This window comes from Paracoccus sp. NSM (assembly GCF_052379855.1).
Lineage (GTDB): Bacteria > Pseudomonadota > Alphaproteobacteria > Rhodobacterales > Rhodobacteraceae > Paracoccus.
In genome coordinates, this window is sequence record NZ_JBQTCG010000003.1 from 133,631 (window position 1) to 159,862 (window position 26,232).

Consider the following 26,232-nt stretch of genomic DNA (forward strand, 5'->3'; position numbering starts at 1 on the left):
ATCAGTCAGTTTCTACCCCGACAGGAGCCCGCCATGATCGTTTGCCACTGCACGCAGATTTCGGATCACGACATCCACGCCGCCATCGACTGGATGCGCGCCGCAGACCCGCAGACGATCATCACTCCGGGCAAGATCTACCACGCCCTTGGGAAACGCGCCGATTGCGGCGGTTGCATGCCGCTCTTTCTGGACACCATGCGTGCTTGCGATAAGCTGGGGGTTGCACCGCCGATTTTGCGGCCCCGGACAGACAGCAAGAAGGAAGCCACCCATGAAGGGCGACGCCAAGGTCATCGAATATCTGAACGCCGCGCTGCGGTCTGAACTGACCGCGGTCAGCCAGTACTGGCTGCATTACCGCCTGCAGGAGGATTGGGGCTTCGGCCGCATCGCCGCGAAATCGCGCGAGGAATCCATCGAGGAGATGCACCACGCCGACAAGCTGATCCAGCGCATCATCTTCCTCGAAGGCCACCCGAACCTGCAAAAGCTCGACCCGCTGCGAATCGGCCAGAACCTCCGCGAAACGCTGGATTCAGACCTCGCCGCCGAACACGACGCCCGCACCCTCTATATCGAGGCGCGCGATTATTGCGACAGCGTCGGCGATTACGTCAGCAAGAACCTCTTCGAGGAGCTGATCGCCGACGAGGAAGGCCATATCGACTTCCTCGAAACGCAGATCGGCCTCTACGACACGATCGGCGCCCAGAATTACGGCCACCTCAACGCCAAGCCCGCGAACGAGGCCGAGTGATCCCACCCAGGGCAAAGGCATCCCGCCTTTGCCTTGGTTCAAATATCCCGGGGGGAATCGCGCTTGCGCGATGGGGGGCAGCGCCCCCCTCCTTAGCCCAGCCAGTCGCGCGCCAGATCGGGCAATGCGTCGTAATGATCCAGCAGCGCCTCGGGCGCCAGACGCTCGATCGCCCTGCCCTCCGGCCCGAACGAGACCAGCGCCACCCTGACGCCCGCCGCCGCCGCAGTCCGGCGATCCGTCTCGGTATCACCCACCAGAAAGGAACGCTCGACGACCCCGCCCGCACCCTCGACCGCCGCCTGATAGGGCCGCGGGTCGGGCTTGCGCACGGGCAGCGTGTCCGCCCCGATCATCGCGCCGAACCGGTCCCTCAGGCCAAGCTCGCGCAGCAGGGTCTCGGCCAGGGCCTCGGGCTTGTTCGTGCAGACGGCCAGCCTGTGGCCCGCGGCCTCCAGCCGGTCCAAAGCCGCCTCGACGCCCGGATAAAGCCGCGTATGCACCGCGATCGCCTCGCCGTAATGGCCCAGCAGGCGGGGATAATCCTCATCCTCGGCGCCGGGCGGCAGCAGCATCTCGGCGCTCATCCGCGCATAGCCCGCCCGCAGCATCGCGCGCCCACCGTGAAAGGCGATCAGCGCATCCGCCACGGGGTCCAGCAGGTCGCCCATGCCCCGCGCGCGAAAGCAGGCATTGGCCGCCGCGACCAGATCGCCCGACGTATCGGCCAGCGTCCCGTCCAGGTCAAAGACCACCGTTCCCGCCATCTGCATCCTCCGAAACGATCCGAAAACAAAGGTGAATGCGCCAGACCTAGCCAGCGCCCCCCGCCCCGATTAGAACGCCCATGACAAAAAGCAAACAGGCGAAGGGGCAGGGCATGACCGAAGATGCGGTGGCGGTGGTGATTCTGGCGGCGGGTCAGGGCAGCCGGATGCAATCGGACCTGCCCAAGGTGCTGCATCGTCTGGGTGGGGTGCCGCTGGTCGGTCACGCACTGGCAGCCGCACGCAGCCTCGATCCCGAACAGATCGTCGTCGTCACCGGCCACGGCGCCGAGGCCGTGGGCAAGGCGCTGGCAAAGCTCGACCCCGAGGCTGCGACCGCGCTTCAGGCCGAACAGCTTGGCACCGGCCATGCCGTCCGTCAGGCCCTGCCCGCACTGGAAGGGTTCGAGGGCCGCGTGATCATCCTCTATGGTGACACCCCCTTCATAGCTCAGGATACGCTGGCGGCCCTGGCCAGCCACCCCGCCGATCTGGTCGTGCTGGGCTTCGAGGCCGAGGATCCGGGCCGCTATGGCCGCCTCGTCGTGACCTCGCGCGGGTTGGAACGCATCGTCGAATGGAAGGATGCGGACGCCGCCACCCGTCAGATCGCGCTGTGCAATTCCGGCGTGATGGCGATGCCAGCCAGCCTTCTGCGCCAGCTTCTGCCGCGCCTGACCAATGACAACGCGGCGGGCGAATACTACCTGACGGATCTGGTGGCGCTGGCCCGCGCCGAAGGCCTGCGCGCCGATGTCGTGACCTGCGACGAAGAGGAAACGCTCGGCATCAACACCCGCGCCGAACTCGCCCGCGCCGAGGCCCTGTTCCAGGCCCGCGCCCGCGCCCGCGCGCTTGAGGATGGCGTGACCCTGACCGATCCCGGCAGCGTCTGGTTCGCGCTGGACACGGTGATCGGCCGTGATGCGGTGATCGGCCCGAACGTCGTCTTCGGCCCCGGCGTCACGGTGGAATCGGGCGCCGAGATCCTGCCCTTCTGCCATCTGGAAGGCTGCCATGTCAGCGCAGGCGCCACGGTCGGTCCCTTCGCCCGCCTGCGCCCCGGCGCGGAACTGGGCGGCGATGTCCATGTCGGCAATTTCGTCGAGATCAAGAACAGCGTGCTGGCCGAAGGCGTCAAGGTCGGCCACCTGACCTATCTGGGCGACGCCCATGTGGGCGAGCACACCAATATCGGCGCGGGCACGATCACCTGCAATTACGACGGCGTGATGAAGCACCGCACCACGATCGGCCCGCGCGCCTTCATCGGCAGCGACACGATGCTGGTCGCGCCCGTCCATGTCGGCGCCGATGCAATGACCGGTTCGGGCAGCACCATCACCGAGGATGTGCCTGACGGCGCGCTGGCCATCAGCCGCGCGAAACAGGCGACCAAGCCCGGCCTGGCGCTCCGCCTGATGGCCGCGCTCCGCGCCAGGAAGGAGGCCCGCTGATGTGCGGCATCATTGGCATTCTGGGCGACCACGAAGTGTCTCCGCTGCTGGTCGAGGCGCTGAAGCGGCTTGAATATCGCGGCTATGACAGCGCGGGGGTGGCGACGGTCGATGCCTCGGGTCGGCTGGACCGGCGGCGCGCGGTGGGCAAGCTGGTGAACCTTGGCGACCGGCTGGTCCACGAGCCTCTGCCCGGCCATTCGGGCATCGGCCATACGCGGTGGGCCACCCACGGCGCCGCGACCGAGGTGAACGCCCATCCCCACCGCTTTGGCCGCGTGGCCGTGGTTCATAACGGGATCATCGAGAACTTCCGCGACCTGCGCGCCGAGCTGGAATCGCTCGGCATCCAGCCGCAATCGCAGACCGATACCGAGACGGTCGCGCTCTGGACCGGGCATCACCTCGATCAGGGCAAGACCCCGCTTGAGGCCGCGCGGGCGACGCTGGCGCGGCTCGAAGGCGCCTTCGCGCTGGCCTTCCTCTTCGAGGGCGAGCTTGACCTGATGATCGCCGCGCGCAAGGGCAGCCCGCTGGCGATCGGCCACGGCACGGGCGAGATGTTTCTGGGTTCCGACGCGGTGGCACTGGCGCCCTTCACCGACCGCATCACCTATCTGGAGGATGGCGACCATGCGGTGCTGACCCGCGCGGGCGTCCAGATCTGGGACGCGGCGGGCCATCAGACGCATCGCGCCACGGCCCGCATCGATGTCGGCTCGACCGCGATCGACAAGGGCGGCTACCGTCATTTCATGGCCAAGGAGATCGCCGAACAGCCCGCGGTGATCGGCAATGTGCTGAACCATTACCTCAAGGGCGACCGGATCGTGCTGCCCGAGGGGCTGGATTTCGCGTCCATCGACCGGATCACGCTGGTCGGCTGCGGCACGGCGCATCTGGCGGGGCATGTGGCGAAATACTGGTTCGAACAGCTTGCGGGCCTGCCCTGCGACATCGACGTGGCCTCGGAATTCCGCTACCGCGAGCCGCCCTTGTCGGATCGCAGTCTGTTCGTGGCCATCAGCCAGTCGGGCGAGACGGCGGACACGCTGGCCGCCTTGCATTACGCGCGGGGCCGCGTGGCGCGCAGCGTGGGTCTGGTGAACGTGGGCACCTCGGCCATCGCGCGCGACGCGGATCTGGCGCTGCCGACGCTGGCGGGGATCGAGGTCAGCGTGGCCTCGTCCAAGGCCTTCACCTGCCAGCTGGCGGTTCTGGCGGTTCTGGCACTGGCGGCGGCCCATGCGCGGGGCCGGATCGACGATGCGGCCCTTGCGGCGCATCTGCGCGAACTGCGCGCGGTGCCCGCGCTGATCGCGCAGGCGCTGGCCCTGTCGGATGAGTGCCGGGTGCAGGCCGAATGGCTGGCTCAGGCGCGCGACGTCCTCTATCTGGGGCGCGGGGCGCTTTATCCGGTGGCGCTGGAGGGCGCGCTGAAGCTCAAGGAACTCAGCTACATCCACGCCGAGGGCTATGCCTCGGGCGAGCTGAAGCACGGCCCCATCGCACTGATCGACGGCGATGTGCCGGTGGTGGTTCTGGCGCCGCATGACGCGCTATTCGACAAGACGATCTCGAACATGCAGGAGGTGATGGCCCGCCACGGCCGCGTCCTGCTGATCTCGGATGCGGCCGGGATCGAGGCGGCGGGCGAAGGGGTGACGGCCAGTCTGGCGCTGCCGCAGGGCGGAGGCGTGTTCCAGCCGATGCTCTATGCGGTGCCGATGCAGTATCTTGCCTATCACACCGCCGTCGCCAAAGGCACCGATGTGGACCAGCCCCGAAACCTGGCAAAATCCGTCACCGTTGAATGAGAAAAGGCCCGCGCTTGCGGGCCTTTTTCATATGCGGCGAAACGTGACGTAATGGGGCGCCCGCCCTTCGCGCAGGGCCTTCTGCTCGTAGCGGGTGCTGATCCAGTCATCCCACGGGCGGTCCGTGTCATCGGTCAGCGTGAAGCCCGCCGGGGGAACCTCTTCCCGCGTCTGGCGGATATAGTCGGGAATATCGCTGGCCACGCGGAACACCCCGCCCGGCTTCATCACCCGCGCCAGAGGCAGCAGATGCTCGGGCGTGACGAAGCGGCGGCGGTGGTGGCGCGCCTTGGGCCAGGGATCGGGATACATCAGGAAGGCGCGCTCGATGCTGGCATCGGGCAGCACATCCATCAGATCGCGCGCATCGCCGGGATGGACGCTGACATTGCCCACCCCCGCCGCCCTGATCTTGCCCAGCAGCATGGCGACGCCATTGATGAAGGGCTCGCAGCCGATGATGTTGATGCCCGGATAGGTCGCAGCCATGTGGACCATGTGCTCGCCACCGCCAAAGCCGACCTCCAGCCAGATCGGGCGGTCATTGCCAAAGATCGCCTGCGGATCGATGGGCGTGCGGTCGGGATTGTCCTGGACCGTGATGCCGCGCGGACGCAGATCGCCCAGATCCTCGGACAGATAGCCCTTCTGGCTCTGGCGCAGGGTCTTGCCATGGCGGCGGCCGTAGAAATTGCGCCGCGGCGGGTTCGGGTCAAAGGCTGATTTGGTCTCGTCGCTCATGGCGGGGGATTGCCGCATGACGCCGCCGGTTGCAAGCCTTCGCGCAGCCCTTCGGGCGCACCGCCCCGGCCTTGGCGGTGCCAAGGGGGGTCCGGGGGGCTGGCCCCCCGGCCCTCGCGGGACGCAAAAACGAGCGTGGTCTCAGTCGGCCATCAGGCGGCTGATGATCACCGTCACCTCGGGTTTCTTGCCGATCTCCTCCATGGCGACCTGGCGGGTGATCTTGCGCAATGCCTCGTCCATCTTGGAATCGTCGCGCACGGTGCGGGCATCGGCGCGTTCCAGGAACTCGGACAACTCGCCCTCGATATGGCGGGCCAGATCCTGGCCCGCGCGCGTGCGCCCGGCCAGGCCCATCAACTCGACCCAGGCATCCGGCAGGGCGTTGTCGTCTTCGTCCACGATGACGCTGACCAGCGCGTGACCGTTCAGCGCCATGCGGATGCGGTCGCGGACGACCCCGTCCATCGCGCCGATCAGGACGGTGCCGTCCAGATACAGCTTGCCCGATTCCACCTGATCGACGACGCGAGGCGCATCGCCGGTCAGCTCGACCATCGTGCCGTTCACCACGACCTCGGCCGCCATGCCCTTGCCGCGGGCCAACATCACATGCTCACGCAGGTGCAGATGCTCGCCATGCATCGGGATGACGATGCGCGGCTTCAGCAGATCATGCATCGCCTCGATATCCGGGCGGTTGGCATGGCCCGAGACGTGATAGAGCCCGTCATCGGCGTCAAAGACCTCGACGCCCAGTTCGCTCAGCGCGTTCATGATGCGGCCGACGGGGCGTTCATTGCCCGGGATGGTGCGCGAGCTGAAGAGGAAACTGTCCCCTTCCTGCAGCGACAGACCCAGATAACGCCCGCGCGACAATTGCGCGCTGGCGGCGCGACGCTCGCCCTGGCTGCCGGTGACGATCAGCATAACCTCGTGGCGCGGCAGGCGCGCGGCGTCGTCGGGGCCGATCGTGTCGGGGAAATCGGTCAGAACGCCGGTCTCAAGACCCACCGCCACCATGCGGCGCATGGCGCGGCCCAGCAGGCAGACCTTGCGCCCCGAGGCGCGGGCCGCATCGGCCAGCGTTTTCAGCCGCGCGATGTTGCTGGCGAAAGTGGTCGCGACGACCATGCCCTTTTGCCCCATGACCCATTCCAGGATCGGCGTCGCCAGCAGCGATTCCGAACGGCCCGGATGGGTCGAGAAGATGTTGGTGCTGTCACAGGCCAGAACCTTGACCCCGTCACCCTCGGCGCCGATCTCCTGCCAGATCATCGGGTCGAAGGCCTCGCCCACGACGGGGCTGACATCCAGCTTGAAATCGCCGGTATGCAGGATGCGCCCGGCGGGCGTGTCGATGATCAGCGCCGAGCTTTCGGGGATCGAGTGGCTGATCGGCACATATTGCACGCGGAACGGCCCGGCCTCGGTCACGTCGGGGCGCGCGGAAACGATGTTGACCGCCTCGGCGGGCAGGCCGTGTTCCTCCATCTTCAGCCGGACCAGCCGGCCGGTGAAGGCGCGCGCATAGATCGGAACATCCAGCCGCCCCCAGAGATGGGCGATCGCGCCGATATGGTCCTCGTGACCGTGGGTGACGAAGATCGCGTCCAGCCGGTCGCGGTTCTCCTGCAGCCAGGTGAGGTCGGGCATGATCAGGTCGATGCCGGGGCTTGAATCCATGTCCCCGAAGGTCACGCCCAGATCGACGAGGATCAGGCGCTCTTTTCCGGGTCGGCCATAGCCATAGACATAGGCATTCATGCCGATTTCGCCCGCGCCGCCAAGCGGCAGATAGATCAGGCGGTCAGCCATTGCCCATCTCCTTGTTGTAGTCGTGAATGAGCCTCAGCCCGTGCATCGTCAAATCGTCCTCGATTGCGTCGAAGAGGTCAAACCCCTGATCGAACAGCGGCGCCAGCCCTCCGGTTGCAATCACCTTCATGGGTCGGTCGCGCTCGGCCCGGATCTGGCGCACAATGCCGTCAACAAGGCCCACATAGCCCCAGAACACGCCCGACTGGATACATGCAACCGTATTCGTGCCGATCACGCGCGCGGGCATGGTCACATCGACATGAGGCAGCGAGGCCGCGCCCATATGCAACGCCTCCAGCGACAGGTTCACGCCGGGCGCGATCACCCCGCCGATATAGGCGCCGTCCGTGTCCACCACGTCAAAGGTGGTGGCGGTGCCGAAATCCACCACGACCAGATCGGGGCCGTGCCGGTCGAAGGCGCCGACCGTGTTCACCAGCCGGTCGGGACCGACGGTCGTGCCCTCGTCCACGCGCGGGGGCACGGGCAGCAGGCAATCGGGCTTGCCCACGACCAGCGGACGCGTGTCGAAATAGCGGTTGCACAGAACCCGCAGGTTGAAGACCACGCGCGGCGCCGTGGCACTGATGATGCAGGCGTCGACCTTCAGCCCGTCGCGCCCGGTCAGCTGCATCAGCGTGCTCAGCCAGACGAAATACTCGTCCGCCGTGCGCCGGTGATCGGTGCTGATGCGCCAATGCGCGACGAAGCGGGCGCCGTCCCAGATCGAAAAGACCGTGTTCGTGTTGCCGGTGTCGATGCAGAGCAGCAAGTCACACCTCTCCGAAATGGATGTCGGCGGCGGCGATGGTCACCCTGCCCCGCGAGGTCATCAGGATCAGCGCGCCGGTCTCGTCTATGCCTTCGAACCTGCCGACGGTCTGGCCGGTTCCATGTCGCGCGGTCAATGTCTCGCCCAGCTTGGCGGCGCGGGCCAGCCACGCGTTGCGGACCGGCGCAAAGCCGTAGGTCTGAAGCTGGCGCCACCAATGGTCGAAGGCCGCGGCCAGCGCGTCCAGCATCTCGTCCTGGCTGGGGGCGATGCCCGTTTCCCCTGCAAGACTGACCGGGCGGACCGCGCCGACCTCGACCTGGGCAGGCTCGGGCGCATCCGTCAGGTTGATGCCGATGCCCACGGCCAACGCGACGACACCCAGCCCCGAGCCGCTGCTTTCCAGCAGGATGCCCGACAGCTTGCCGCCATTCAGCAGCACATCGTTGGGCCATTTCAGCGACAAGGAGGCCTGCGGGCCACACAGCGTCCGCACCGCGTCATGCACCGCCAGCGCCGCCACGAACGACGCCAAAGCCGCCTGCGCCGCGCCACCTTCGGGACGCAGCAGCAGCGTGGCCGCGAAATTGCCTCGTGGATCGGCCCATGGCCTGCCGCGACGACCGCGACCGGCCTCTTGACGGCGGGCCATGATCCAGGTCGGGCCAGAGAGGTGCGGCGCCATGCGAAGCGCCTCGGCATTGGTGCTGTCCACGCGGTCGAGGACGTGACGCGCCACGCCCTCGGGCCAGGCGGACAGGGGCGCGTTACTCACCCGCAGCCGTCATCGCGCCGACCAGCGATTCCGCAGCGACCGCCGCGGCGTCATCGAGGCCCATAAGCGTGATCGAGCCCAGCAGCAGCGCAAAGGCCGGAACGATCAGCGCGGCATATTGCACGGCACCCATGCGCGAGGACAGGCCCTCGGTCTCGGCGCCGAAATACATGTAATAGACGATGCGGAGGTAATAGAACGCGCCGATCACCGAGGCGATCACACCGGCCACGGCCAGCCATGCCAGCCCGCCATCGACCGCCGCCGTCAGCACGCCGTATTTCGCCCAGAAGCCCACCAGAGGCGGAACGCCCGCCAGGCTGAACATCAGCAGCAGCACCGCCATCGCCTTCAGCGGCTCGGCCGAGGCGAAACGGTTCAGGCTGTCCAGATCGGTGATCGGGCGGCCGTCACGCTCCATCGACAGGATGAAGGCGAAGCTGCCCACGTTCATCACCGCATAGATAGCCATATACAGCAGCATCGCCTGCACGCCGACCGCCGTGCCTGCGGCCAGACCGACCAGCGCAAAGCCCATATGCGCGATCGAGGAATAGGCCATCAGCCGCTTGATGTTGCGCTGCCCGATCCCGGCGATCGAGCCGAGGAACATCGACAGAACCGCAAGGAGGGCGATGATCTGCGTCCAGTCCGCGATGACATTACCGAAGGCGTCGAACATCAGCCGCGCCAGCAGCGCCATGGCCGCGACCTTGGGCGCGGTGGCGAAGAAGGCCGTGACCGGCGTGGGCGAGCCTTCATAGACGTCGGGCGTCCACATGTGGAACGGCACCGCCGAGACCTTGAAGGCCAAGCCGACCAGCAGGAAGACCAGACCGAACAGCAGGCCGGTGGACAACTCGCCCGCCGAAACGACCTGCAGGATGCCAGCGAAATTCGTGGTGCCCGCGAAACCGTAGACCAGCGAAGCGCCGTAAAGCAGCACGCCCGAGCTGAGCGCGCCCAGCACGAAGTATTTCAGACCCGCCTCGGAGGATTTCGCACTGTCGCGGCGGATCGAGGCCACGACATAGAGCGACAGCGATTGCAGTTCGAGCCCGATATACAGCGTCAGCAGGTCGCTGGCCGAGACCATCAGCATCATGCCAAGCGAGGCCAGCACGATCAGGATCGGATACTCGAAGCGCAGCAGGTTGTGGCGGTCCATGTAATCGGCGCTCATGGCCAGCACGGCCGCGCCCGACAGCAGCAGCGTCACCTTGGCAAAGCGGCCAAAGGCGTCATCGGCGAACATGCCGAAGAACGAGACCTGATCGGGACGCTCGGTCACGCCGATGTAGAAGGCGGTGACGATCAGCGCCAGAACGCTGGCCCACAGGATCGGACGCGCGATCTGGTCCTTGCCAAAATAGGCGCCCGCCATCAGCGCGGCCAGCGCGTAGATGGCCAGCCAAAGCTCGGGCAGGATGGTGGAGAAATCGATTCCGGTCATCAAACTGTCCTCAATGGCTGACGGTGGCTTGCGCCAGATCGTCGCTTGCCACTGCCTCGGCGGGCAGGGCGTCGTGGAAATTCACCAGCAGCGCCTCGACCGACGGGCCGGTGATATCGGTCACCAGGCGCGGATAGACGCCCAGGATCAGGGTCATGGCGATCAGCGGCACGAAGATCCATTTCTCGCGCGGGGTCATGTCGCTGATCGTCTTCAGGCTTTCCTTGATCAGCGCCCCCATCGTCACGCGGCGGTAAAGCCACAGCGCATAGCCCGCCGACAGGATCACGCCGGTCGCCGCGACAAAGGCCACCCAGGTATTCGCGCGGAAGACACCCAGCAGGGTCAGGAACTCGCCCACAAAGCCCGAGGTGCCCGGCAGGCCGACATTGGCCATGGTGAAGAACATGAAGACCAGCGCATAGACCGGCATCCGGTTCACCAGACCGCCATAGGCGTCGATCTCGCGCGTGTGCATCCGGTCGTAGATCACGCCCACACACAGGAACAGCGCGCCCGAGATGAAGCCGTGCGACAGCATCTGGAAGATCGCACCGTCCAGCCCCTGCTGGTTGGCCGCAAAGATGCCCATCGTGACGTAACCCATATGGGCGACCGACGAATAGGCGATCAGCTTCTTCATGTCGGACTGCGCCAGCGCCACCAGCGAGGTATAAACGATGGCGATGGCCGACAGCCACAGAACGAAGGGCTGCATCAGGTCCGATGCCACCGGGAACATCGGCAGGCTGAAGCGGATGAAGCCGTAGCCGCCCATCTTCAGCAGCACCGCGGCCAGCACGACCGACCCGGCGGTCGGCGCCTGAACGTGTGCGTCGGGCAGCCAGGTATGGACCGGCCACATCGGCATCTTGACCGCGAAGCTGGCGAAGAAGGCCAGAAACAGCAGCGTCTGCATGCCGCCGATCACCGTCATCCCCAGAACCCGCATCGTGTCCGAGGGGAAGTCGAAGGCCAGCAACGCCTCGATATCCGTGGTGCCTGCGGTGCGCGCCATGGCGATCATGGCGACCAGCATCAGGACCGAGCCGATGAAGGTATAGAGGAAGAACTTGAAGCTCGCGTAGATGCGCTCCTTGCCGCCCCAGATGCCGATGATCAGGAACATCGGGATCAGGCCCGCCTCGAAGAACAGGTAGAACAGGATCAGGTCCAGCGCCGTGAAGACGCCGATCATCAGGCCTTCCAGCACGAGGAAGGCGATCATGTATTCCTTCACCCGGTGCTTGACGTCCCAGCAGGACAGGATGGTCAGCGGCATCAGGAAGGTGGTCAGCATCACGAACAGGATCGAGATGCCGTCCACGCCCATCTTGTAGCGCAGGCCCATGATCCAGGCGTGATCCTCGACGAACTGGAAGCCCGTATCCGAGGGATCGAACCCCGCCAGCAGGAACAGCGAGATCAGGAAGGTCGCGCTGGTCGCAATCAGCGCCAGCCATTTGGCGTTCTTCTGCGCGGCGGCATCGTCGCCACGCAGGAACAGGGCCAGGATGCCCGCCGCGACAATCGGCAGGAAGGTGATGATCGAAAGAAGGTTCGTCATGTCAGTGCGCGCCCCGCATCATCACCCAGATCAGCAAGCCCACGATGCCCAGAACCATCGCAAAGGCGTAGTGGAAGACATAGCCGGACTGAACCCGCCCGGCAAAGCGGGTCAGCCGCGGGATCAGACCCATGGCAAGCCCGTTGATCGCGCCGTCGATAACCGCCCGATCGCCGCCCGTCCACAGCTTGGCACCCAGCCAACGCGCGGGACGGACAAACAGAAAGTCGTAGATCTCGTCGAAATACCACTTGTTCAGCAGGAACTGGTACAGCCCCCGCTGCTGGGCGGCCAGCTTGGCCGGCGCCTCGGGGTACCGGATATACATCAGCCAGGCCAGCGCAAAGCCGATCAGCATGGCGACAAAGGGCGACAGCTTGACCCATTTGGCCACGTAATGCGCGTCATGCAGGACCGTGTTGTCGGGGTGCATGTAGATCGCGCCCGGACCCACGACGAGGGGCGGGGCTTCGGCAACCTCGTGCCCGGCGGTCTCGACCTCTCCGGGCGCCGCGTCGGTGGCGTGGTCCGTGTCATGTCCGGCGTCATGGGCCTCGGCATGGGCCGCGGGCTCCATCCCGAAGAAGGCGCGGACCTGGTCTTCCTTGCCGAAGAACACGTTGTACCAGATCATGCCCGCCAGAACCGAGCCGACCGACAGCACAAGCAGCGGAATGGTCATCACGCGCGGCCCCTCATGGGCATGGTCATGGGCGTGATGATCGCCACGCGGCTTGCCGAAGAAGGTCAGGAACATCAGCCGCCACGAATAGAAGCTGGTCATCAGCGCCGAGATCACCAGCATCCAGAAGGCATAGCCGCTGGCGACGAAGGCGCTTTCGATCACGGCGTCCTTCGACAGGAAGCCCGCAAATCCGTAATAGGTCAGCGGAATGCCGACGCCGGTGATGGCCAGCGTGCCGATCATCATCATCCAGAAAGTGAACGGAATCTTTTTCCGCAGGCCGCCGTAATTCCGCAGGTCCTGTTCGTGATGCATGGCGTGGATCACCGAACCCGCGCCCAGGAACAGCATCGCCTTGAAGAAGGCATGCGTGAACAGGTGGAACATGGCGACGGAATAGACGCCCACCCCTGCGGCCACGAACATGTAGCCCAGCTGCGAACAGGTCGAATAGGCGATCACGCGCTTGATGTCGTTCTGCACCAGACCGACCGTTGCCGCGAAGAACGCCGTGGTCGCGCCGACGATGACGATAAAGGCCTTCGCCTCGGGCGCGAATTCGTAAAGCGGCGACATGCGGCAAACGAGGAACACGCCCGCCGTCACCATGGTCGCGGCGTGGATCAGCGCCGACACCGGGGTCGGGCCTTCCATCGCGTCGGGCAGCCAGGTGTGCAGGAAAAGCTGCGCCGACTTGCCCATGGCGCCGATGAACAGCAGCACGGCCAGCGCATTCGCCGCGTTCCAATCGCGCCAAAGGAACGTCATTTCAGTCGTGGCCAGCGCGGGAACCTGCGCGAAGATCTCGTCGAACTGGATCGAGCCGGTCAGCCACCAGATCCCGAAGATGCCCAACAGAAAGCCGAAATCACCCACGCGGTTGACGATGAAGGCCTTCATTGCGGCCGCGCCCGCCGACTGTTTCTTGAAGTAGAAACCGATCAGCAGATACGAGGCGACGCCCACGCCCTCCCATCCGAAGAACATCTGAAGGAGGTTGTCGGCCGTGACCAGCATCAGCATGGCGAAAGTGAAGAACGAGAGATAGGCGAAGAAGCGCGCCCGGTAGGGCTCGTCATCGCCGAAATTCTCATCATGGGCCATGTAGCCGAAGCTGTAGAGGTGAACCAGCGCCGAGACCGAAGTGATCACGATCAGCATGATTGCGGTCAGCCTGTCCAGACGGATCGACCAGTCGCTGCTGAAATCGCCCGAAACGATCCAGTCCAGCACCGGGATGCGCTGAAGCTGGCCGTCGAAGGTCAGGAACACGAACCAGCTTGCGGCGGCGGCGGCGAACAGGATCGCGGTGGTCAGCACCTGCGCGCCCCGCTCTCCGATCAGGCGCCAGCCGAAGCCCGCGATCAGCGCGCCCAGAAGGGGCGCGAAAAGGATGAATTGCGCCATGTCTGCTTACCCCTTCATCACGTTGACATCTTCCACCGCGATCGAGCCGCGGTTGCGGAAGAACACAACCAGGATGGCAAGGCCGATCGCAGCCTCGGCGGCGGCCACCGTCAGGACGAACAGGGTGAAGATCTGACCCGTCAGGTCGCCCAGATGCGCCGAAAAGGCGACGAAGTTGATGTTGACCGCCAGAAGCATCAGCTCGATCGACATCAGGATGACGATGACGTTCTTCCGGTTCACGAAGATGCCGAAGATCCCGGTGACGAACAAAACCGCCCCCACGATCAGGTAATGTGACAATCCGATCATCTGTTCTGTCCCTCCGGGTCTTACACCCGTTGATATTCTCTGGCGGTCGGCGGGGGCGTCAGAGCCCCTGCCCCGGCTTCACGTCGCGCAACTGCATGGCCTTGGCGGGGTCGCGGTGCATCTGGGCCAGCACGTCCTGGCGCTTGATGTCGCGGCGGTGGCGCATGGTCAGCGTGATCGCACCGATCATCGCCACCAGCAGGATCAGACCCGACACCTGGAAGGGCAGGATATACTGATCGTAAAGCACCATGCCGATGCCCGAGGTGTTCTGCACACCGGCCTCGACCGGCACGGCGCGCATGGCCAGCGCATCGTCGGCGCTCTGCCAGTCGCCGAAGGCGATGGCCAGCACGGCCAGAAGGACCAGCGCGATCAGCCCGCCCACCGGCACATAGCGCACCAGTTCGGATTTCAGACTGCCGAAATCGACATCCAGCATCATCACCACAAACAGGAACAGCACCGCGACCGCGCCGACATAGACGATGATCAGCAGCATGGCCACGAATTCGGCGCTGAGCAGGATGAACAGACCCGCCGCCGAGATGAAGGCCAGGATCAGCCACAGGACCGAGTGGACCGGATGGCGGGCCATCACGACCATGATGCCCGACAGGCAGACCGTGATCGCGAACAGGTAGAAGGCGAAAGTGATCATGCGGTCTCGCTCCCTTCGGATTCGGTAAAGACGCCCTGGGCGATTTCCAGCGCCTTCTGCATGGCGGGCAGGCCGCCGAACATGCCCATCTGCCAGATCACCTCGGCGATCTCGCGCGGCTTGGCGCCGGCCTCGATCGCGTGGCGGATGGTCAGGCGCAGCTGCGGCTCGGCATGGGCGCCCTGAACCGTCAGCGCGGCGATGGTGACCAGAAGCCGGGTCTTGGCGTCCAGCCCGTCACGGTTGAAGGTCTTGCCGAACCACATTTCCAGCATGTCGGCCGGCATGGTCGGAAACATCTTCTCGAAGGCGCGCAGGTCCAGATGCTCCAGCGCGGGATTGAAGGCCCGCGCCATCTCCTGCCCCTGGGCAAGCATCTGCTGGAACATCTGGCGGAATGGGTCGGTCATCGGTAGGGCGCATCCATCGCAAGGTTGCGCGCGATCTGGGCTTCCCACCGCGCACCGTTATCAAGCAGCTTTTGCTTGTCGTAATACAGTTCCTCGCGCGACTCGGTGGCGAATTCGAAATTCGGCCCCTCGACGATGGCATCGACCGGGCAGGCTTCCTGGCAGAAGCCGCAATAGATGCATTTCGTCATGTCGATGTCGTAGCGCGTGGTCCGGCGCGAGCCGTCGTCGCGCGGCTCGGCGTCGATGGTGATCGCCTGCGCGGGGCAGATCGCCTCGCACAATTTGCAGGCGATGCAGCGTTCCTCGCCGTTGGGATAGCGGCGCAGCGCGTGCTCGCCCCGGAAACGGGCCGAAAGCGGGCCCTTTTCGTGGGGATAGTTCAGCGTGGCCTTGGGCGCGAAGAAATATTTCATCCCCACCCCGAACCCTTTGAAGAAGTCCACCAGCAGGAAATACTTGGTGGCGCGTGCGATGTCGAAAGCCATCAGACTTGCTCTCCTTGCTTGGGTGACTGGACCCTGGCGTCTTGCATCATCGGGATCACATCCCGGCCCAACGGGCCCAGAAGCCACCGGCGACCTCGAAGCGGGCGAGGAAGGCGACCAGCACCACCCAGGCCAGCGACAGCGGCAGGAACACCTTCCAGCCCACGCGCATCAGTTGGTCGTAGCGATAGCGCGGCACGATGGCCTTCACCATGGCGAACATGAAGAACCAGAACACCATCTTGAGGAACATCCAGATCGCGCCGTCCGGCAGGCCCGGGATGGGCGACAGCCAGCCGCCGAAGAACAGCAGCGAGATCAGCGCGCACATCAGCCAGATCGCGATGTATTCGCCCGCCATGAACAGCAGATAGGCGGTCGAGGAATATTCCGACATGAAGCCCGCGACCAGTTCCGATTCCGCCTCGGGCAGGTCGAAGGGCGGGCGGTTGGTCTCGGCCAGGGCCGAGATGAAGAACAGCGCCAGCATCGGCAGATGCGCCAGCCAGAACCAGGACAGGACGCCCGCGCCGCGCTGCGCCTCGACAATGGCGGTCAGGTTCATCGAGCCCGCCGAGATGATCACGCCGATGATGATGAGGCCAAGCGAGACCTCGTAGCTGATCATCTGCGCGGCCGAACGCAGCGAGCCAAGGAACGGGTATTTCGAGTTCGAGGCCCAGCCGCCCATGATCACGCCGTAAACCTCGAGCGAGGAGACGGCGAAGATGAACAGGATCGCGACGTTCAGGTCAGCCATGACCCAGCCCGGCGCGAAGGGAATCGCGACAAAGGCCAGCAGCGCCAGCGTCATCGACAGGAACGGCGCCAGGAAGAAGACGAAGCGGTCCGCGCCCGCGGGCACGACGATTTCCTTGACGACGAATTTCAGCGCGTCGGCAAAGGTCTGCAGCAGCCCCCAGGGGCCGACGACGTTCGGGCCGCGCCGCATCTGGACGGCGGCCCAGATCTTGCGGTCGCCATAGACCATATAGACCAGCGACAGCATCACGAAGGCGATGATTGCCAGACCCTGCGCCAGCAGGATCAACGCGATGCCCCAGGAAGATTGCCAGAATTCAGCCATGATCGCCTGTCCCTGTTCCTACGCCGCGGGAATGCCGCGTGCCTCGCACTCGCGCAAGGTCTCTTTCGTTTCCATCACCCGCAGCCCAAGCGGTCTGTCACCCGACAGGGTGAAGGCCGAGCCGACCAGAAGCTTGCCGTTCCGGGTGGCGGACAGGGTGCGGATATGGCGCCCATAGGCGATCCCGTTCCTGTCAGCCCAGCCAGCCAATGCGCAGGTGGCATACGCAAAGCCGATATCGGCGTCCACCCCTTCACGCAGATTGGCGGTCACCTCGACCAGATCTTTGCCGCCCTCGGCGTTAAGATTGTCCACGCGGGCGGCGATGAAATCGTCTTCACTGATCTCGATTCCGGGGCGCAGCACAGGAAGCGCAGGCTGGGAGCGGGCGGCGAATTCCTCAAGCGCCCGTTCCTGCGCGGTCTGACGGCGCGGCATGTCCGGCGCGACCAGCGCCGACAGGTCCAGATCCAGATTCGCGTTCAGCGCGTCCAGATCGGCCTGCGTCACCATGAAGGCATCGCGGCCTTCGGGGCTGTCCAGCGACATGGTGGTCACGCTGCCATCGGGTTCGAGAATCAGGATCTCGCCCGATTTGGTCGAAATCCGCGCCCGGCTGAGGCGTTCGACATCCGCACCCCCGCCCGGCAGAAGCGCCGTGACCTCGGCGGGTTTGGCGCGCGGACGTTCGCTGCCGTCCCCGCCTTGGGTCTTGTCGGCGCAGGCCGCAAGCGACAGCGCCCCCAGAAGCAGGGCGCCGCGCATCCAGGTCTGGCGAGCAGGGCGCGCCATGACGATCACTCGGCCGCAAGGGCGGGCGCGTTGCGCGCCGCCGCCATCCGCGACAATTCCCCCATCAGCGGCGACGAGCGCGCGATCGGGTTGGTCAGGTAGAAGTCGCGCACCGGATAGACGAAGCTCGCCCTGCCCAGATCGGCCATCGCCACGGGCTGCCAGTCGCTTTCGACGACCTGATCGACCTCGGCCAGGTGCGGTACGGCCTCGACCAGTTTGCGGCGCAGCTGCGCCAGGCTGTCCCAGGGCAGGGTCTGGCCCAGTTCGGCCGACAGCGCGCGCAGGATGGCCCAGTTTTCCTTTGCCTCGCCCGGCGCGAAGTTGGCGCGCATGGCCAGCTGAGGACGGCCCTCGGTGTTGACGAAGAGGCCCATTTCCTCGGTATAGCAGGCGGCGGGCAGGATGATGTCGGCACGATGCGCGCCCCGGTCGCCGTGGCTGCCCTGATAGATGACCGTCGGACCGGCCGCGATCTCGACCTCGTCGGCGCCCAGGTTATAGACCACGCCCGCGCCCTCGATGGCGGCTTGCAGCCCGCCCCGCGTGACCGCACCCACATCCATCGCACCCACGCGCGAGGCGGCCAGATGCAGCACCAGCAGGCGCGCGCCGGTCGCTTCGGCAAGGGCCATCGCATGGGCCAGAACGGCGGCGCCGTCGGCTTCGCGCAGGGCGCCCTGCCCCAGGATCACGACGCCGGGCTTGTCCTGCGGCTTGGCATCGGCCAGCAGCTTCGCCAGCGCCGCGCGGTCATTGCCCGCATGGGTGTAGTCATAGGTCAGATCCACCGGCTCGCCGACCAGCGTGATATCCGCGCCGCGCGCCCAGGCCTTGCGGATGCGGGCGTTCAGCACCGGCGCCTCGTCGCGGGGATTGGTGCCGATCAGCGTGACGAAGGCCGCGTCGTCCAGATCGGCGATCTGCGCGTTGCCGACATAGGCCGAACGGTTCCCCTCGGGCAGTTTCGCGCCATCGGTGCGGCATTCGACCGAACCGCCCAAGCCCTCGATCAGGGTCTTGAGGCTGAACGCAGCCTCGACCGAGGCCAGATCGCCGATCAGCCCGGCGACCTTGCGGCCCTGCATCGCGGCGGCCACCGCCGACAGCGCCTCGGGCCACGAGGCCGGACGCAGCTTGCCGTTTTCACGGATATAGGGGCGGTCAAGACGCTGACGGCGCAGGCCGTCCCAGACAAAGCGCGACTTGTCCGACAGCCATTCCTCGTTCACGCCGTCATGGTTGCGCGGCAGGATCCGCATGACTTCACGGCCCTTGGTGTCCACGCGGATATTGCTGCCAAGCGCGTCCATCACGTCGATGGTCTCGGTCTTGGTCAGCTCCCACGGGCGGGCGGTGAAGGCATAGGGCTTCGAGACAAGCGCACCGACCGGGCAAAGGTCGATGATGTTGCCCTGAAGGTTCGAGGCCAGCGTCTGGTTCAGGTAGCTGGTGATCTCGCTATCCTCGCCGCGACCGGTCTGGCCCATCTGGCTGATGCCCGCGACCTCGGTCGTGAAGCGCACGCAGCGGGTGCAGCTGATGCAGCGGGTCATGTGCGTCTCGACCAGCGGGCCAAGGTTCAGCTCCTCGGCGGCGCGCTTGGGCTCGCGGTAGCGGCTGAAATCGACGCCGTAAGCCATCGCCTGATCCTGCAGGTCACACTCGCCGCCCTGGTCGCAGATCGGGCAATCCAGCGGGTGGTTGATCAGCAGGAACTCCATCACCCCCTCGCGGGCCTTCTTGACCATCGGGCTGTTGGTGCGGATCTCCGAGGGCGCGCCATCGGGGCCGGGGCGCAGGTCCTTGACCTGCATCGCGCAGCTTGCGGCGGGCTTGGGCGGGCCGCCCACGACCTCGACCAGGCACATGCGGCAATTGCCCGCAATGGACAGACGCTCGTGATAGCAGAAACGCGGAATCTCGATCCCGGCCTGTTCGCAGGCCTGGATCAGGGTCAGGTTGGGATCGACCTCGATATCGTTGCCGTCGATCCTGATTGTCCGCAATTCTGCCATGATTCCATCCTTACCTGGCACTCAGCAGCGATCCCGCGATCGTCTGCCGTGCGATTTCGTCCCGCCCGAGGCGGCAAAACGTGTCGGGCTGGCCGTTCACCACGCCATTGGCGCGCATGTAGCGGTCGGCCTCTGAATAGATGCGCTGGCGCTGTTCCCGATCGTCCAGAAACGCGTCGATCTGCGCCTCGCTATAGCCCTGATCCAGCGCATGACGCTTGAGCGCGCGGGCCTCGCGGAAGGCGCGGACCATGCGCGCGTCCAGCGTGGGGCAGCCCCGGCGCAGCATGTCGGCCACACGCGCCTGAACGAGGCGGTCATTGACATAGGCGTTCTCGGACAGAGGCTCCAACGCGGCGGCGGGGGTGGCGGCCAGCAGGGCGGCAGCGATCAGCGGGCGAAACATGGCACGGTCCTTTCGGTGGGTTCGAGCCCCCACATAAGCACCGGACCGGGTTTTCGCCCGACACGAGCGCGTGCGCGCCGCGTGATATGCCGCCCTTGCGATCATTCCGCCGCCAGCGCGCCCATGCGCCCGGTCTTCTTGGCCTTCAGCCGATCCTCGATCTCGCCGCGGAAATTGCGGATCAGGCCCTGGATCGGCCAGGCGGCCGCATCGCCAAGCGCGCAGATCGTGTGACCTTCGACCTGCTTGGTCACGTCCAGCAGCATGTCGATTTCCTCGACCTCGGCCTCGCCGGTGACCAGACGCTCCATCACGCGCATCATCCAGCCGGTGCCCTCGCGGCAGGGCGTGCATTGCCCGCAGCTTTCATGCTTGAAGAACTTGGACAGGCGCCACACGGCCTTGATGACGTCGGTGGACTGATCCATCACGATCATGCAGGCGGTGCCGAAGGACGACCGCAGCTCGCGCATGCCGTCGTAATCCATGATGGCGTTCTCGCATTGCTCGGCCGTCAGCACCGGGCAAGAGGCGCCGCCGGGGATCACCGCCTTGAGGTTCGACCAGCCGCCGCGCACGCCGCCGCCATGCTTTTCGATCAGCTCGCGCAGCGGGATCGACATCGATTCCTCGATGACGCAGGGGGCGTTCAGATGGCCGGTCAGGCCGAACAGCTTGACGCCCGCATTGTTCGGGCGGCCGAAGCTGGCGAACCATTCCGGGCCGCGCCGCAGGATCGTCGGCACCACCGCGATTGATTCGACGTTGTTCACCGTGGTCGGGCAGCCGTAAAGCCCCGCACCCGCCGGGAAGGGCGGCTTCATGCGCGGCATGCCCTTCTTGCCCTCGAGGCTTTCCAGCAGGGCCGTTTCCTCGCCGCAGATATAGGCGCCCGCGCCGTGATGCAGGTAGAGGTCGAAATCCCAGCCCGAGCCGCAGGCATTGCGCCCCAGAAGGCCCGCATCATAGCATTCGTCGATCGCAGCCTGCAGGGCCTCGCGCTCGCGGATGTATTCGCCGCGCAGATAGATATAGCTGACATGCGCATTCATCGCGAAGCTGGCGATCAGCGCACCCTCGATCAGGGTATGCGGATCATGGCGCATGATCTCGCGGTCCTTGCAGGTCGCGGGCTCGGACTCGTCGGCGTTGATTACCAGATAGCTGGGACGACCGTCCGATTCCTTGGGCATGAAGGACCATTTCAGACCCGTCGGGAAGCCCGCGCCGCCGCGCCCGCGCAGCCCAGAGGCCTTCATCTGGTCGATGATCTTGTCCCGCCCGCGCAAGATGATCTCGGCGGTGCCGTCCCAATGGCCGCGCTTTCTTGCGCCGGCCAGGCTGCGATCGCCCATCCCGTAAAGGTTGGTGAAAATGCGGTCCTGGTCCTTCAGCATCCGTTCCTCGATCCTCTCATCCGGGCGTCACGCATTTCTGCGCCGCCAGATACGCCAGGTCACCAGCAGCGACCAGACAAAAGCGCCGATGGCGGCAAGATCGACCAGAAAGGCCCACCGCGCCGCCAAGTCAAATTCACGGCCAAGCAATTGCATGCCCAGCCAGGCCACCATCGTGACCGCGATCACGATACCGACCAGTCGCATCTGCTGCGCGTCACGCTGATCGGGGGTCATTGCATGCCCTCCGCCTGCTGCGCCGCCAGCGCGCGGGCCTGTCCGACCCAATCCTCTCGCCGGATACGACCGGCACCAAGCCCAAGCTTCGCGGCCACCATACGGATCTGGCCCATATCCCAGGCCGCAACCTGATCGAACCGCGTGATCCCCATCTCGGCCAGCCCCTCGCGCGCCTTGGGACCGATGCCCTTGATGCGCATCAGGTCGTCATCCGACCGTTCCGCGACCTGCGCAATCACGACCGGCGGAGCGGGCGCGGCGCGAACCGGGGCGGGCATCGCCTGCACGAAAGCCTCGCCGTCCATGCCGGTCTCGCCTTCGCAGATCAGCCAGATCAGCAGCCCGGACAGCATCACCCCAAGGATCGCACCCAGAAGCAAGGCGGCCAGCCAGCCGACCGAACCGAACAGCCCAAGCGACATGACCACCAGCGCCCCGCCAAGGGCGCCGATCATCCGGCATGTGCTGCGCGTTGCGCGGTTCATCGCCTTCTCCTGTCACCGGGCCTCGACCCGATCACCCGTCCTTTTGATCCTTCTGGGCCGCTTCCTCGTCATCGCGGACCCCCTCGGGCTCGCGGGCCGATTCCGGGCGGGCGGCAGACGAGGCCTGCGCCTCTTGCACCATGACCCCGGTCTTGTCGGCGGGCTTGCCCTCGGACGGCTTGGGGTCAGCCTCGGGGACGGTGTTCTCGCCCTCACGATCATCGGCGGCGGCTTCGGGGCGCTGGCGGTCCAGCCACTTGGTCAGGATCGGCACCTCGGTCCCGTCGATCCGCTTGAGCGTCTCACCCAGTTCGCGGGCCAGCGACACGCTGGCATTCGCGGCCTCGGCCCCGGCCGCATCGGCAAGGCTGGTCAGCCCCGTCGCGGGTTCCGACGCGAAACGCCCGGTCTGCGAGCCCGGCACAGGAACCTCGCCCGCCGACATGCGGTCGATCAGCGCCTCGAGGCTTTCGGGCGTCAGGTCCTCATAATAATCCTTGCCGATCTGGGCCATCGGCGCATTGGCGCAGGCACCCAGGCATTCGACCTCTTCCCAGCTGAACTTGCCGCAAGCCGACAGCGTATGCGGGGTGGGCGCGATCTTGCGCTTGCAGACCTCGATCAGGGCCTCGGCGCCGCAGATCATGCATGTCGTGGTGCCGCAGATCTGGATATTGGCCACCGTTCCAACGGGTTGCAGCTGGAACATGAAGTAGAAGGTCGCGACCTCAAGCGCCCGGATATAGGCCATGCCCAGCAGCTCGGCGCAGTATTCAATGGCGGGGCGCGACAGCCAGCCCTCTTGTTCCTGGGCGCGCCACAGGACCGGGATGATCGCCGATTGCTGGCGGCCTTCCGGATACTTGGTCATCTGCGCCCGCGCCCATTCCAGGTTCGCGGGGGTGAATTCGAAACTGTCCGGCTGGACGGGGTGCAGGCGGCGCAGCATCAGCGGTCAACCTCTCCGAAGACGATATCCTGGGTGGCGATCAGCGCGGGCACGTCGGCCAGCAGATGACCCTTGGCCATCCAGTCCATGGATTGCAGATGCAGGAAGCCCGGCGCCCGCAGCTTGGCGCGATAGGGTTTGTTCGTCCCGTCGCTGACCAGATAGACGCCGAATTCGCCCTTGGGCGCCTCGACGGCGGCATAGACCTCGCCCGCCGGAACCTTGAAGCCCTCGGTATAGAGCTTGAAGTGATGGATCAGGCTTTCCATGTCGCGCTTCATGTCGCCGCGTTTGGGCGGCGTCAGCTTGCCGCGCGCCAGCACGTCGCCCTGCCCCGCCGGTTCGCGCAGCTTGGCGATGGCCTGCTTCATGATCGACACCGACTCTCGCATCTCCTGCATCCGGCACAGGAAGCGGTCATAGCAATCGCCGTTCGTGCCGACAGGGATCTTGAAGTCGAACTCGTTGTAGCACTCATAAGGCTGGGCGCGGCGCAGGTCCCAGGCCATGCCCGAACCGCGCACCATCACGCCCGAAAAGCCCCAATCCAGCGCATCCTGTTCGCTGACCACGCCGATGCCGACCAGACGCTGCTTGAAGATCCGGTTCTCGGTCAGCAGCGTGTCCAGATCGTCCAGCAGCTTGGGGAATTTCTCGCACCAGGCTTCCAGATCGTCGATCAGGTCGGGCGGCAGGTCCTGATGGACGCCACCGGGGCGGAAATAGGCCGCGTGCAACCGCGCACCCGACGCGCGTTCGTAGAAGATCATCAGATCCTCGCGCGCCTCGAACCCCCAGAGCGGCGGCGTCAGCGCGCCGACGTCCAGCGCGCCCGTGGTCAGGCCCAGCAGGTGGTTCAGGATGCGCCCGATTTCCGAATACAGCACCCGGATCAGGCTGGCGCGGCGCGGCACGACCGTGCCGGTCAGACGCTCGATCGCCAGACACCAGGCATGTTCCTGGTTCATGGGCGACACATAGTCCAGCCGGTCGAAATAGGGCAGGTTCTGCAGATAGGTGCGGCTTTCCATCAGCTTTTCGGTGCCGCGATGCAGCAGGCCGATATGCGGATCGGCGCGTTCGACAACCTCGCCGTCAAGCTCCAGCACCAGACGCAGCACGCCATGCGCGGCAGGGTGCTGGGGGCCGAAGTTCACGTTGAAGTTGCGGATGCGCTGCTCGTCGGTCTGGAAATCCGACGTGCCGTCATCATACTGGTTCTTGCGGATGTCGCCGTCCATCATTTCGCGGCCCCCTTCTCGTCGCCGGGCAGGACGTAGTTCGCGCCCTCCCAAGGCGAAAGGAAATCGAATTGGCGGTATTCCTGCACCAGCTTGACGGGTTCGTAGACGACGCGTTTCTCGGTCTCGTCATAGCGGACCTCGACATAGCCGGTCGTCGGGAAGTCCTTGCGCAGCGGATGGCCGGTGAAACCGTAATCCGTGAGGATGCGGCGCATGTCCGGGTGGCCGGTGAAGAGGATGCCGAACATGTCGAACACCTCGCGCTCGAACCAGTTGGCAGAGGGGAAGATGCCGGTCAGCGAGGGCATCATCTCGTCCTCGCGGATGGCGACCTTCAGGCGGATGCGCTGGTTCTGGTACATCGACAACAGGTGATAGACCACGTCGAAACGCTGCGGGCGCGCGGGGTAATCGACCGCGGTGATGTCCACCAGCGTGGAAAAGCGGCAAGCGGTGTCCGAACGCAGGAACTCGATCAGGTCAAGGATGCCTGCGGCGGTCGCCGTCACGGTCAGCTCGCCATGGGCGGTGCCCGCGTCGATCACCTGATCGGGGCGGCGCAGCTTGATGTGTTCGGCCAGTTGGTCCAGCGCGTCGAGATCGGGATAGACGGCCATCGTTACCTCACCAGCGTGCCGGTGCGCCGGATGCGGCGCTGAAGTTGCAGGATGCCGTAAAGCAGCGCCTCGGCGGTCGGCGGGCAGCCCGGCACGTAGATATCGACCGGCACGATCCGGTCGCAGCCACGCACGACGGAATAGCTGTAATGGTAATAGCCGCCGCCATTGGCGCAGGAGCCCATGCTGATGACATAGCGCGGCTCGGGCATCTGGTCATAGACCTTGCGCAGCGCGGGGGCCATCTTGTTGGTCAGCGTGCCCGCCACGATCATCAGGTCCGACTGACGCGGGCTGGCGCGCGGGGCGGTGCCGAAGCGTTCCAGATCGTAGCGCGGCATCGAGGTATGCATCATCTCGACCGCGCAGCAGGCCAGGCCGAACGTCATCCAGTGCAGCGAGCCGTTCCTCGCCCAGTTGATGATGTCCTCGGTCGTGGTCAGCAGGAAGCCCTTGTCCTGCAATTCGCGGTTCAGCGCGGCGGTCGCGACCTCGCGGTCGGGACCGGCCGTATTCGCCCCAGCCATCACGCCCATTCCAAGGCCCCTTTCTTCCACTCATAGGCAAAGCCGATCGTCAGCACGCCCAGAAACACCATCATCGACCAGAACGCCGTATCGCTGATATCCGACAGGCTGACGGCCCAGGGGAACAGGAAGGCGACTTCCAGATCGAAGATGATGAACAGGATGGCGACAAGGTAGAAGCGCACGTCGAACTTCATCCGCGAGTCGTCAAAGGCGTTGAAGCCGCATTCATAGGCACTGACCTTCTCGGGGTCCGGGTTGCGGACCGCGATCACGATGGCCGAAAGCAGCAATATCAACGCGAGCGCAGCAGCCATCCCCGCGAAGACGAGGACGGGCAGATAATCCTGCAGAAGATTTTCCACGGGCTTGATCCCCTTGTCGGTCGCGGGGATCTTGGCTTTCCCCGCGACGGGTTGGCTGAGTGCCGTTTAGACCCGGCTTGCATCCGGGTCAACGGGCGCGAACAGCTGTTTCCGCGTCGAAATGTACCATTATCCCGGCCATCGGACAGTCCGGAATGCATGAAGGGCATCGCCCACATCGCGGCTGATGCCCTTCATTATGGGGCCTTCGG

Annotated in this window: 28 protein-coding genes; 4 read left to right on the top strand and 24 right to left on the bottom strand. The window is 65.4% G+C overall.

Annotated elements, in window-relative coordinates:
• The first annotated feature begins 33 nt into the window (after positions 1 to 33).
• Together ACTZWU_RS06605 and bfr are read left to right on the top strand one after the other, a co-directional pair.
• Positions 34 to 327, top strand: a complete 294-nt coding sequence (locus ACTZWU_RS06605) for a (2Fe-2S)-binding protein (RefSeq protein ID WP_444736573.1) — start codon at positions 34 to 36, stop codon at positions 325 to 327.
• Positions 275 to 760, top strand: a complete 486-nt coding sequence (bfr, locus tag ACTZWU_RS06610; protein WP_304616277.1) for a bacterioferritin — start codon at positions 275 to 277, stop codon at positions 758 to 760. Before ACTZWU_RS06605 ends, bfr begins: the two co-directional genes overlap by 53 nt.
• A 92-nt stretch (positions 761 to 852) precedes the next feature.
• Here the strand turns inward: bfr and ACTZWU_RS06615 are convergent, their stop codons facing one another.
• Positions 853 to 1,527: an HAD-IA family hydrolase gene (locus ACTZWU_RS06615; RefSeq protein ID WP_444736574.1), complete on the bottom strand. Its 675-nt coding sequence runs from the start codon at positions 1,525 to 1,527 to the stop codon at positions 853 to 855.
• Between the two features lie 113 nt (positions 1,528 to 1,640).
• Between ACTZWU_RS06615 and glmU the strand changes: the two genes are divergently transcribed.
• Both glmU and glmS read left to right on the top strand, forming a co-directional pair.
• A complete protein-coding gene (gene glmU / locus ACTZWU_RS06620) occupies positions 1,641 to 2,984 on the top strand; it encodes a bifunctional UDP-N-acetylglucosamine diphosphorylase/glucosamine-1-phosphate N-acetyltransferase GlmU (protein ID WP_444736575.1) in 1,344 nt (447 codons plus the stop codon).
• Entirely contained in the window at positions 2,984 to 4,801 is a 1,818-nt protein-coding gene (gene glmS, locus ACTZWU_RS06625) for a glutamine--fructose-6-phosphate transaminase (isomerizing) (RefSeq protein WP_444736576.1), read from the top strand. The genes glmU and glmS overlap by 1 nt, the downstream gene beginning before the upstream one ends.
• Positions 4,802 to 4,828: 27 nt before the next feature.
• Here the strand turns inward: glmS and trmB are convergent, their stop codons facing one another.
• The 23 genes from trmB to ACTZWU_RS06740 all read right to left on the bottom strand — a co-directional run bounded on the left by trmB (position 4,829) and on the right by ACTZWU_RS06740 (position 25,972).
• Positions 4,829 to 5,542 carry a tRNA (guanosine(46)-N7)-methyltransferase TrmB gene (gene trmB / locus ACTZWU_RS06630; protein ID WP_444736577.1) on the bottom strand — a complete coding sequence of 238 codons (714 nt, stop codon included), beginning with the start codon at positions 5,540 to 5,542 and terminating at the stop codon, positions 4,829 to 4,831.
• Between the two features lie 141 nt (positions 5,543 to 5,683).
• Positions 5,684 to 7,360, bottom strand: a complete 1,677-nt coding sequence (locus ACTZWU_RS06635) for a ribonuclease J (RefSeq protein WP_444736578.1) — start codon at positions 7,358 to 7,360, stop codon at positions 5,684 to 5,686.
• Complete coding sequence (locus tag ACTZWU_RS06640; protein ID WP_444736579.1) at positions 7,353 to 8,135, bottom strand: type III pantothenate kinase; 783 nt, start codon at positions 8,133 to 8,135, stop codon at positions 7,353 to 7,355. Before ACTZWU_RS06640 ends, ACTZWU_RS06635 begins: the two co-directional genes overlap by 8 nt.
• A 1-nt stretch (position 8,136) precedes the next feature.
• Positions 8,137 to 8,895, bottom strand: coding sequence for a biotin--[acetyl-CoA-carboxylase] ligase (locus tag ACTZWU_RS06645; RefSeq protein ID WP_444736875.1), 759 nt, complete (start codon positions 8,893 to 8,895; stop codon positions 8,137 to 8,139).
• A gap of 7 nt (positions 8,896 to 8,902) precedes the next feature.
• Complete coding sequence (nuoN, locus tag ACTZWU_RS06650; RefSeq protein WP_444736580.1) at positions 8,903 to 10,363, bottom strand: NADH-quinone oxidoreductase subunit NuoN; 1,461 nt, start codon at positions 10,361 to 10,363, stop codon at positions 8,903 to 8,905.
• Positions 10,364 to 10,373: 10 nt separating this feature from the next.
• Positions 10,374 to 11,930 (bottom strand): NADH-quinone oxidoreductase subunit M, encoded by a 1,557-nt coding sequence (locus ACTZWU_RS06655; protein WP_444736581.1) that lies wholly within the window; start codon positions 11,928 to 11,930, stop codon positions 10,374 to 10,376.
• 1 nt (position 11,931) lies between these two features.
• Positions 11,932 to 14,022, bottom strand: a complete 2,091-nt coding sequence (gene nuoL / locus ACTZWU_RS06660; RefSeq protein WP_444736582.1) for an NADH-quinone oxidoreductase subunit L — start codon at positions 14,020 to 14,022, stop codon at positions 11,932 to 11,934.
• Between the two features lie 6 nt (positions 14,023 to 14,028).
• Positions 14,029 to 14,334 (bottom strand): NADH-quinone oxidoreductase subunit NuoK, encoded by a 306-nt coding sequence (gene nuoK / locus ACTZWU_RS06665; RefSeq protein ID WP_304616267.1) that lies wholly within the window; start codon positions 14,332 to 14,334, stop codon positions 14,029 to 14,031.
• 58 nt (positions 14,335 to 14,392) lie between these two features.
• The gene (locus tag ACTZWU_RS06670) at positions 14,393 to 14,995 is read right to left on the bottom strand and encodes an NADH-quinone oxidoreductase subunit J (RefSeq protein ID WP_444736583.1); all 603 of its coding nucleotides are present in this window, start codon (positions 14,993 to 14,995) and stop codon (positions 14,393 to 14,395) included.
• On the bottom strand, positions 14,992 to 15,405 hold the full coding sequence (locus ACTZWU_RS06675) for a carboxymuconolactone decarboxylase family protein (protein WP_304616265.1): 414 nt from the start codon (positions 15,403 to 15,405) through the stop codon (positions 14,992 to 14,994). The genes ACTZWU_RS06670 and ACTZWU_RS06675 overlap by 4 nt, the downstream gene beginning before the upstream one ends.
• Positions 15,402 to 15,893, bottom strand: coding sequence for an NADH-quinone oxidoreductase subunit NuoI (gene nuoI / locus ACTZWU_RS06680; RefSeq protein WP_304616264.1), 492 nt, complete (start codon positions 15,891 to 15,893; stop codon positions 15,402 to 15,404). Before nuoI ends, ACTZWU_RS06675 begins: the two co-directional genes overlap by 4 nt.
• Positions 15,894 to 15,948: 55 nt before the next feature.
• On the bottom strand, positions 15,949 to 16,980 hold the full coding sequence (gene nuoH, locus ACTZWU_RS06685; RefSeq protein WP_444736584.1) for an NADH-quinone oxidoreductase subunit NuoH: 1,032 nt from the start codon (positions 16,978 to 16,980) through the stop codon (positions 15,949 to 15,951).
• A gap of 18 nt (positions 16,981 to 16,998) precedes the next feature.
• On the bottom strand, positions 16,999 to 17,772 hold the full coding sequence (locus ACTZWU_RS06690) for a hypothetical protein (protein WP_444736585.1): 774 nt from the start codon (positions 17,770 to 17,772) through the stop codon (positions 16,999 to 17,001).
• 5 nt (positions 17,773 to 17,777) lie between these two features.
• Entirely contained in the window at positions 17,778 to 19,790 is a 2,013-nt protein-coding gene (nuoG, locus tag ACTZWU_RS06695) for an NADH-quinone oxidoreductase subunit NuoG (protein WP_444736586.1), read from the bottom strand.
• A gap of 10 nt (positions 19,791 to 19,800) precedes the next feature.
• On the bottom strand, positions 19,801 to 20,196 hold the full coding sequence (locus ACTZWU_RS06700) for a DUF5333 domain-containing protein (RefSeq protein WP_444736587.1): 396 nt from the start codon (positions 20,194 to 20,196) through the stop codon (positions 19,801 to 19,803).
• 101 nt (positions 20,197 to 20,297) lie between these two features.
• Positions 20,298 to 21,593, bottom strand: coding sequence for an NADH-quinone oxidoreductase subunit NuoF (gene nuoF, locus ACTZWU_RS06705; protein ID WP_444736588.1), 1,296 nt, complete (start codon positions 21,591 to 21,593; stop codon positions 20,298 to 20,300).
• 27 nt (positions 21,594 to 21,620) lie between these two features.
• On the bottom strand, positions 21,621 to 21,830 hold the full coding sequence (locus tag ACTZWU_RS06710; protein WP_444736589.1) for a DUF5337 domain-containing protein: 210 nt from the start codon (positions 21,828 to 21,830) through the stop codon (positions 21,621 to 21,623).
• On the bottom strand, positions 21,827 to 22,318 hold the full coding sequence (locus ACTZWU_RS06715; protein ID WP_444736590.1) for a hypothetical protein: 492 nt from the start codon (positions 22,316 to 22,318) through the stop codon (positions 21,827 to 21,829). Before ACTZWU_RS06715 ends, ACTZWU_RS06710 begins: the two co-directional genes overlap by 4 nt.
• A gap of 31 nt (positions 22,319 to 22,349) precedes the next feature.
• Entirely contained in the window at positions 22,350 to 23,267 is a 918-nt protein-coding gene (gene nuoE, locus ACTZWU_RS06720) for an NADH-quinone oxidoreductase subunit NuoE (RefSeq protein ID WP_444736591.1), read from the bottom strand.
• Complete coding sequence (locus ACTZWU_RS06725) at positions 23,267 to 24,511, bottom strand: NADH-quinone oxidoreductase subunit D (protein ID WP_444736592.1); 1,245 nt, start codon at positions 24,509 to 24,511, stop codon at positions 23,267 to 23,269. The genes nuoE and ACTZWU_RS06725 overlap by 1 nt, the downstream gene beginning before the upstream one ends.
• Positions 24,508 to 25,128, bottom strand: a complete 621-nt coding sequence (locus ACTZWU_RS06730; RefSeq protein WP_444736593.1) for an NADH-quinone oxidoreductase subunit C — start codon at positions 25,126 to 25,128, stop codon at positions 24,508 to 24,510. Before ACTZWU_RS06730 ends, ACTZWU_RS06725 begins: the two co-directional genes overlap by 4 nt.
• 2 nt (positions 25,129 to 25,130) lie before the next feature.
• The gene (locus tag ACTZWU_RS06735) at positions 25,131 to 25,664 is read right to left on the bottom strand and encodes a NuoB/complex I 20 kDa subunit family protein (RefSeq protein ID WP_219830336.1); all 534 of its coding nucleotides are present in this window, start codon (positions 25,662 to 25,664) and stop codon (positions 25,131 to 25,133) included.
• On the bottom strand, positions 25,655 to 25,972 hold the full coding sequence (locus ACTZWU_RS06740) for an NADH-quinone oxidoreductase subunit A (RefSeq protein WP_444736876.1): 318 nt from the start codon (positions 25,970 to 25,972) through the stop codon (positions 25,655 to 25,657). The genes ACTZWU_RS06735 and ACTZWU_RS06740 overlap by 10 nt, the downstream gene beginning before the upstream one ends.
• Positions 25,973 to 26,232: the final 260 nt, after the last annotated feature.

Bases quoted from the DNA above. Each gene is read 5' to 3' on its own strand.
- ACTZWU_RS06605 (WP_444736573.1), top strand. From the start codon at position 34: ATGATCGTTTGCCACTGCACGCAGATTTCGGATCACGACATCCACGCC.
- bfr (WP_304616277.1), top strand. From the start codon at position 275: ATGAAGGGCGACGCCAAGGTCATCGAATATCTGAACGCCGCGCTGCGG.
- ACTZWU_RS06615 (WP_444736574.1), bottom strand. From the start codon at position 1,527: ATGGCGGGAACGGTGGTCTTTGACCTGGACGGGACGCTGGCCGATACG.
- glmU (WP_444736575.1), top strand. From the start codon at position 1,641: ATGACCGAAGATGCGGTGGCGGTGGTGATTCTGGCGGCGGGTCAGGGC.
- glmS (WP_444736576.1), top strand. From the start codon at position 2,984: ATGTGCGGCATCATTGGCATTCTGGGCGACCACGAAGTGTCTCCGCTG.
- trmB (WP_444736577.1), bottom strand. From the start codon at position 5,542: ATGAGCGACGAGACCAAATCAGCCTTTGACCCGAACCCGCCGCGGCGC.
- ACTZWU_RS06635 (WP_444736578.1), bottom strand. From the start codon at position 7,360: ATGGCTGACCGCCTGATCTATCTGCCGCTTGGCGGCGCGGGCGAAATC.
- nuoN (WP_444736580.1), bottom strand. From the start codon at position 10,363: ATGACCGGAATCGATTTCTCCACCATCCTGCCCGAGCTTTGGCTGGCC.
- ACTZWU_RS06655 (WP_444736581.1), bottom strand. From the start codon at position 11,930: ATGACGAACCTTCTTTCGATCATCACCTTCCTGCCGATTGTCGCGGCG.
- nuoL (WP_444736582.1), bottom strand. From the start codon at position 14,022: ATGGCGCAATTCATCCTTTTCGCGCCCCTTCTGGGCGCGCTGATCGCG.
- nuoK (WP_304616267.1), bottom strand. From the start codon at position 14,334: ATGATCGGATTGTCACATTACCTGATCGTGGGGGCGGTTTTGTTCGTC.
- ACTZWU_RS06670 (WP_444736583.1), bottom strand. From the start codon at position 14,995: ATGATCACTTTCGCCTTCTACCTGTTCGCGATCACGGTCTGCCTGTCG.
- ACTZWU_RS06675 (WP_304616265.1), bottom strand. From the start codon at position 15,405: ATGACCGACCCATTCCGCCAGATGTTCCAGCAGATGCTTGCCCAGGGG.
- nuoI (WP_304616264.1), bottom strand. From the start codon at position 15,893: ATGGCTTTCGACATCGCACGCGCCACCAAGTATTTCCTGCTGGTGGAC.
- nuoH (WP_444736584.1), bottom strand. From the start codon at position 16,980: ATGGCTGAATTCTGGCAATCTTCCTGGGGCATCGCGTTGATCCTGCTG.
- ACTZWU_RS06690 (WP_444736585.1), bottom strand. From the start codon at position 17,772: ATGGCGCGCCCTGCTCGCCAGACCTGGATGCGCGGCGCCCTGCTTCTG.
- nuoG (WP_444736586.1), bottom strand. From the start codon at position 19,790: ATGGCAGAATTGCGGACAATCAGGATCGACGGCAACGATATCGAGGTC.
- ACTZWU_RS06700 (WP_444736587.1), bottom strand. From the start codon at position 20,196: ATGTTTCGCCCGCTGATCGCTGCCGCCCTGCTGGCCGCCACCCCCGCC.
- nuoF (WP_444736588.1), bottom strand. From the start codon at position 21,593: ATGCTGAAGGACCAGGACCGCATTTTCACCAACCTTTACGGGATGGGC.
- ACTZWU_RS06710 (WP_444736589.1), bottom strand. From the start codon at position 21,830: ATGACCCCCGATCAGCGTGACGCGCAGCAGATGCGACTGGTCGGTATC.
- ACTZWU_RS06715 (WP_444736590.1), bottom strand. From the start codon at position 22,318: ATGAACCGCGCAACGCGCAGCACATGCCGGATGATCGGCGCCCTTGGC.
- nuoE (WP_444736591.1), bottom strand. From the start codon at position 23,267: ATGCTGCGCCGCCTGCACCCCGTCCAGCCGGACAGTTTCGAATTCACC.
- ACTZWU_RS06725 (WP_444736592.1), bottom strand. From the start codon at position 24,511: ATGATGGACGGCGACATCCGCAAGAACCAGTATGATGACGGCACGTCG.
- ACTZWU_RS06730 (WP_444736593.1), bottom strand. From the start codon at position 25,128: ATGGCCGTCTATCCCGATCTCGACGCGCTGGACCAACTGGCCGAACAC.
- ACTZWU_RS06735 (WP_219830336.1), bottom strand. From the start codon at position 25,664: ATGGGCGTGATGGCTGGGGCGAATACGGCCGGTCCCGACCGCGAGGTC.
- ACTZWU_RS06740 (WP_444736876.1), bottom strand. From the start codon at position 25,972: ATGGCTGCTGCGCTCGCGTTGATATTGCTGCTTTCGGCCATCGTGATC.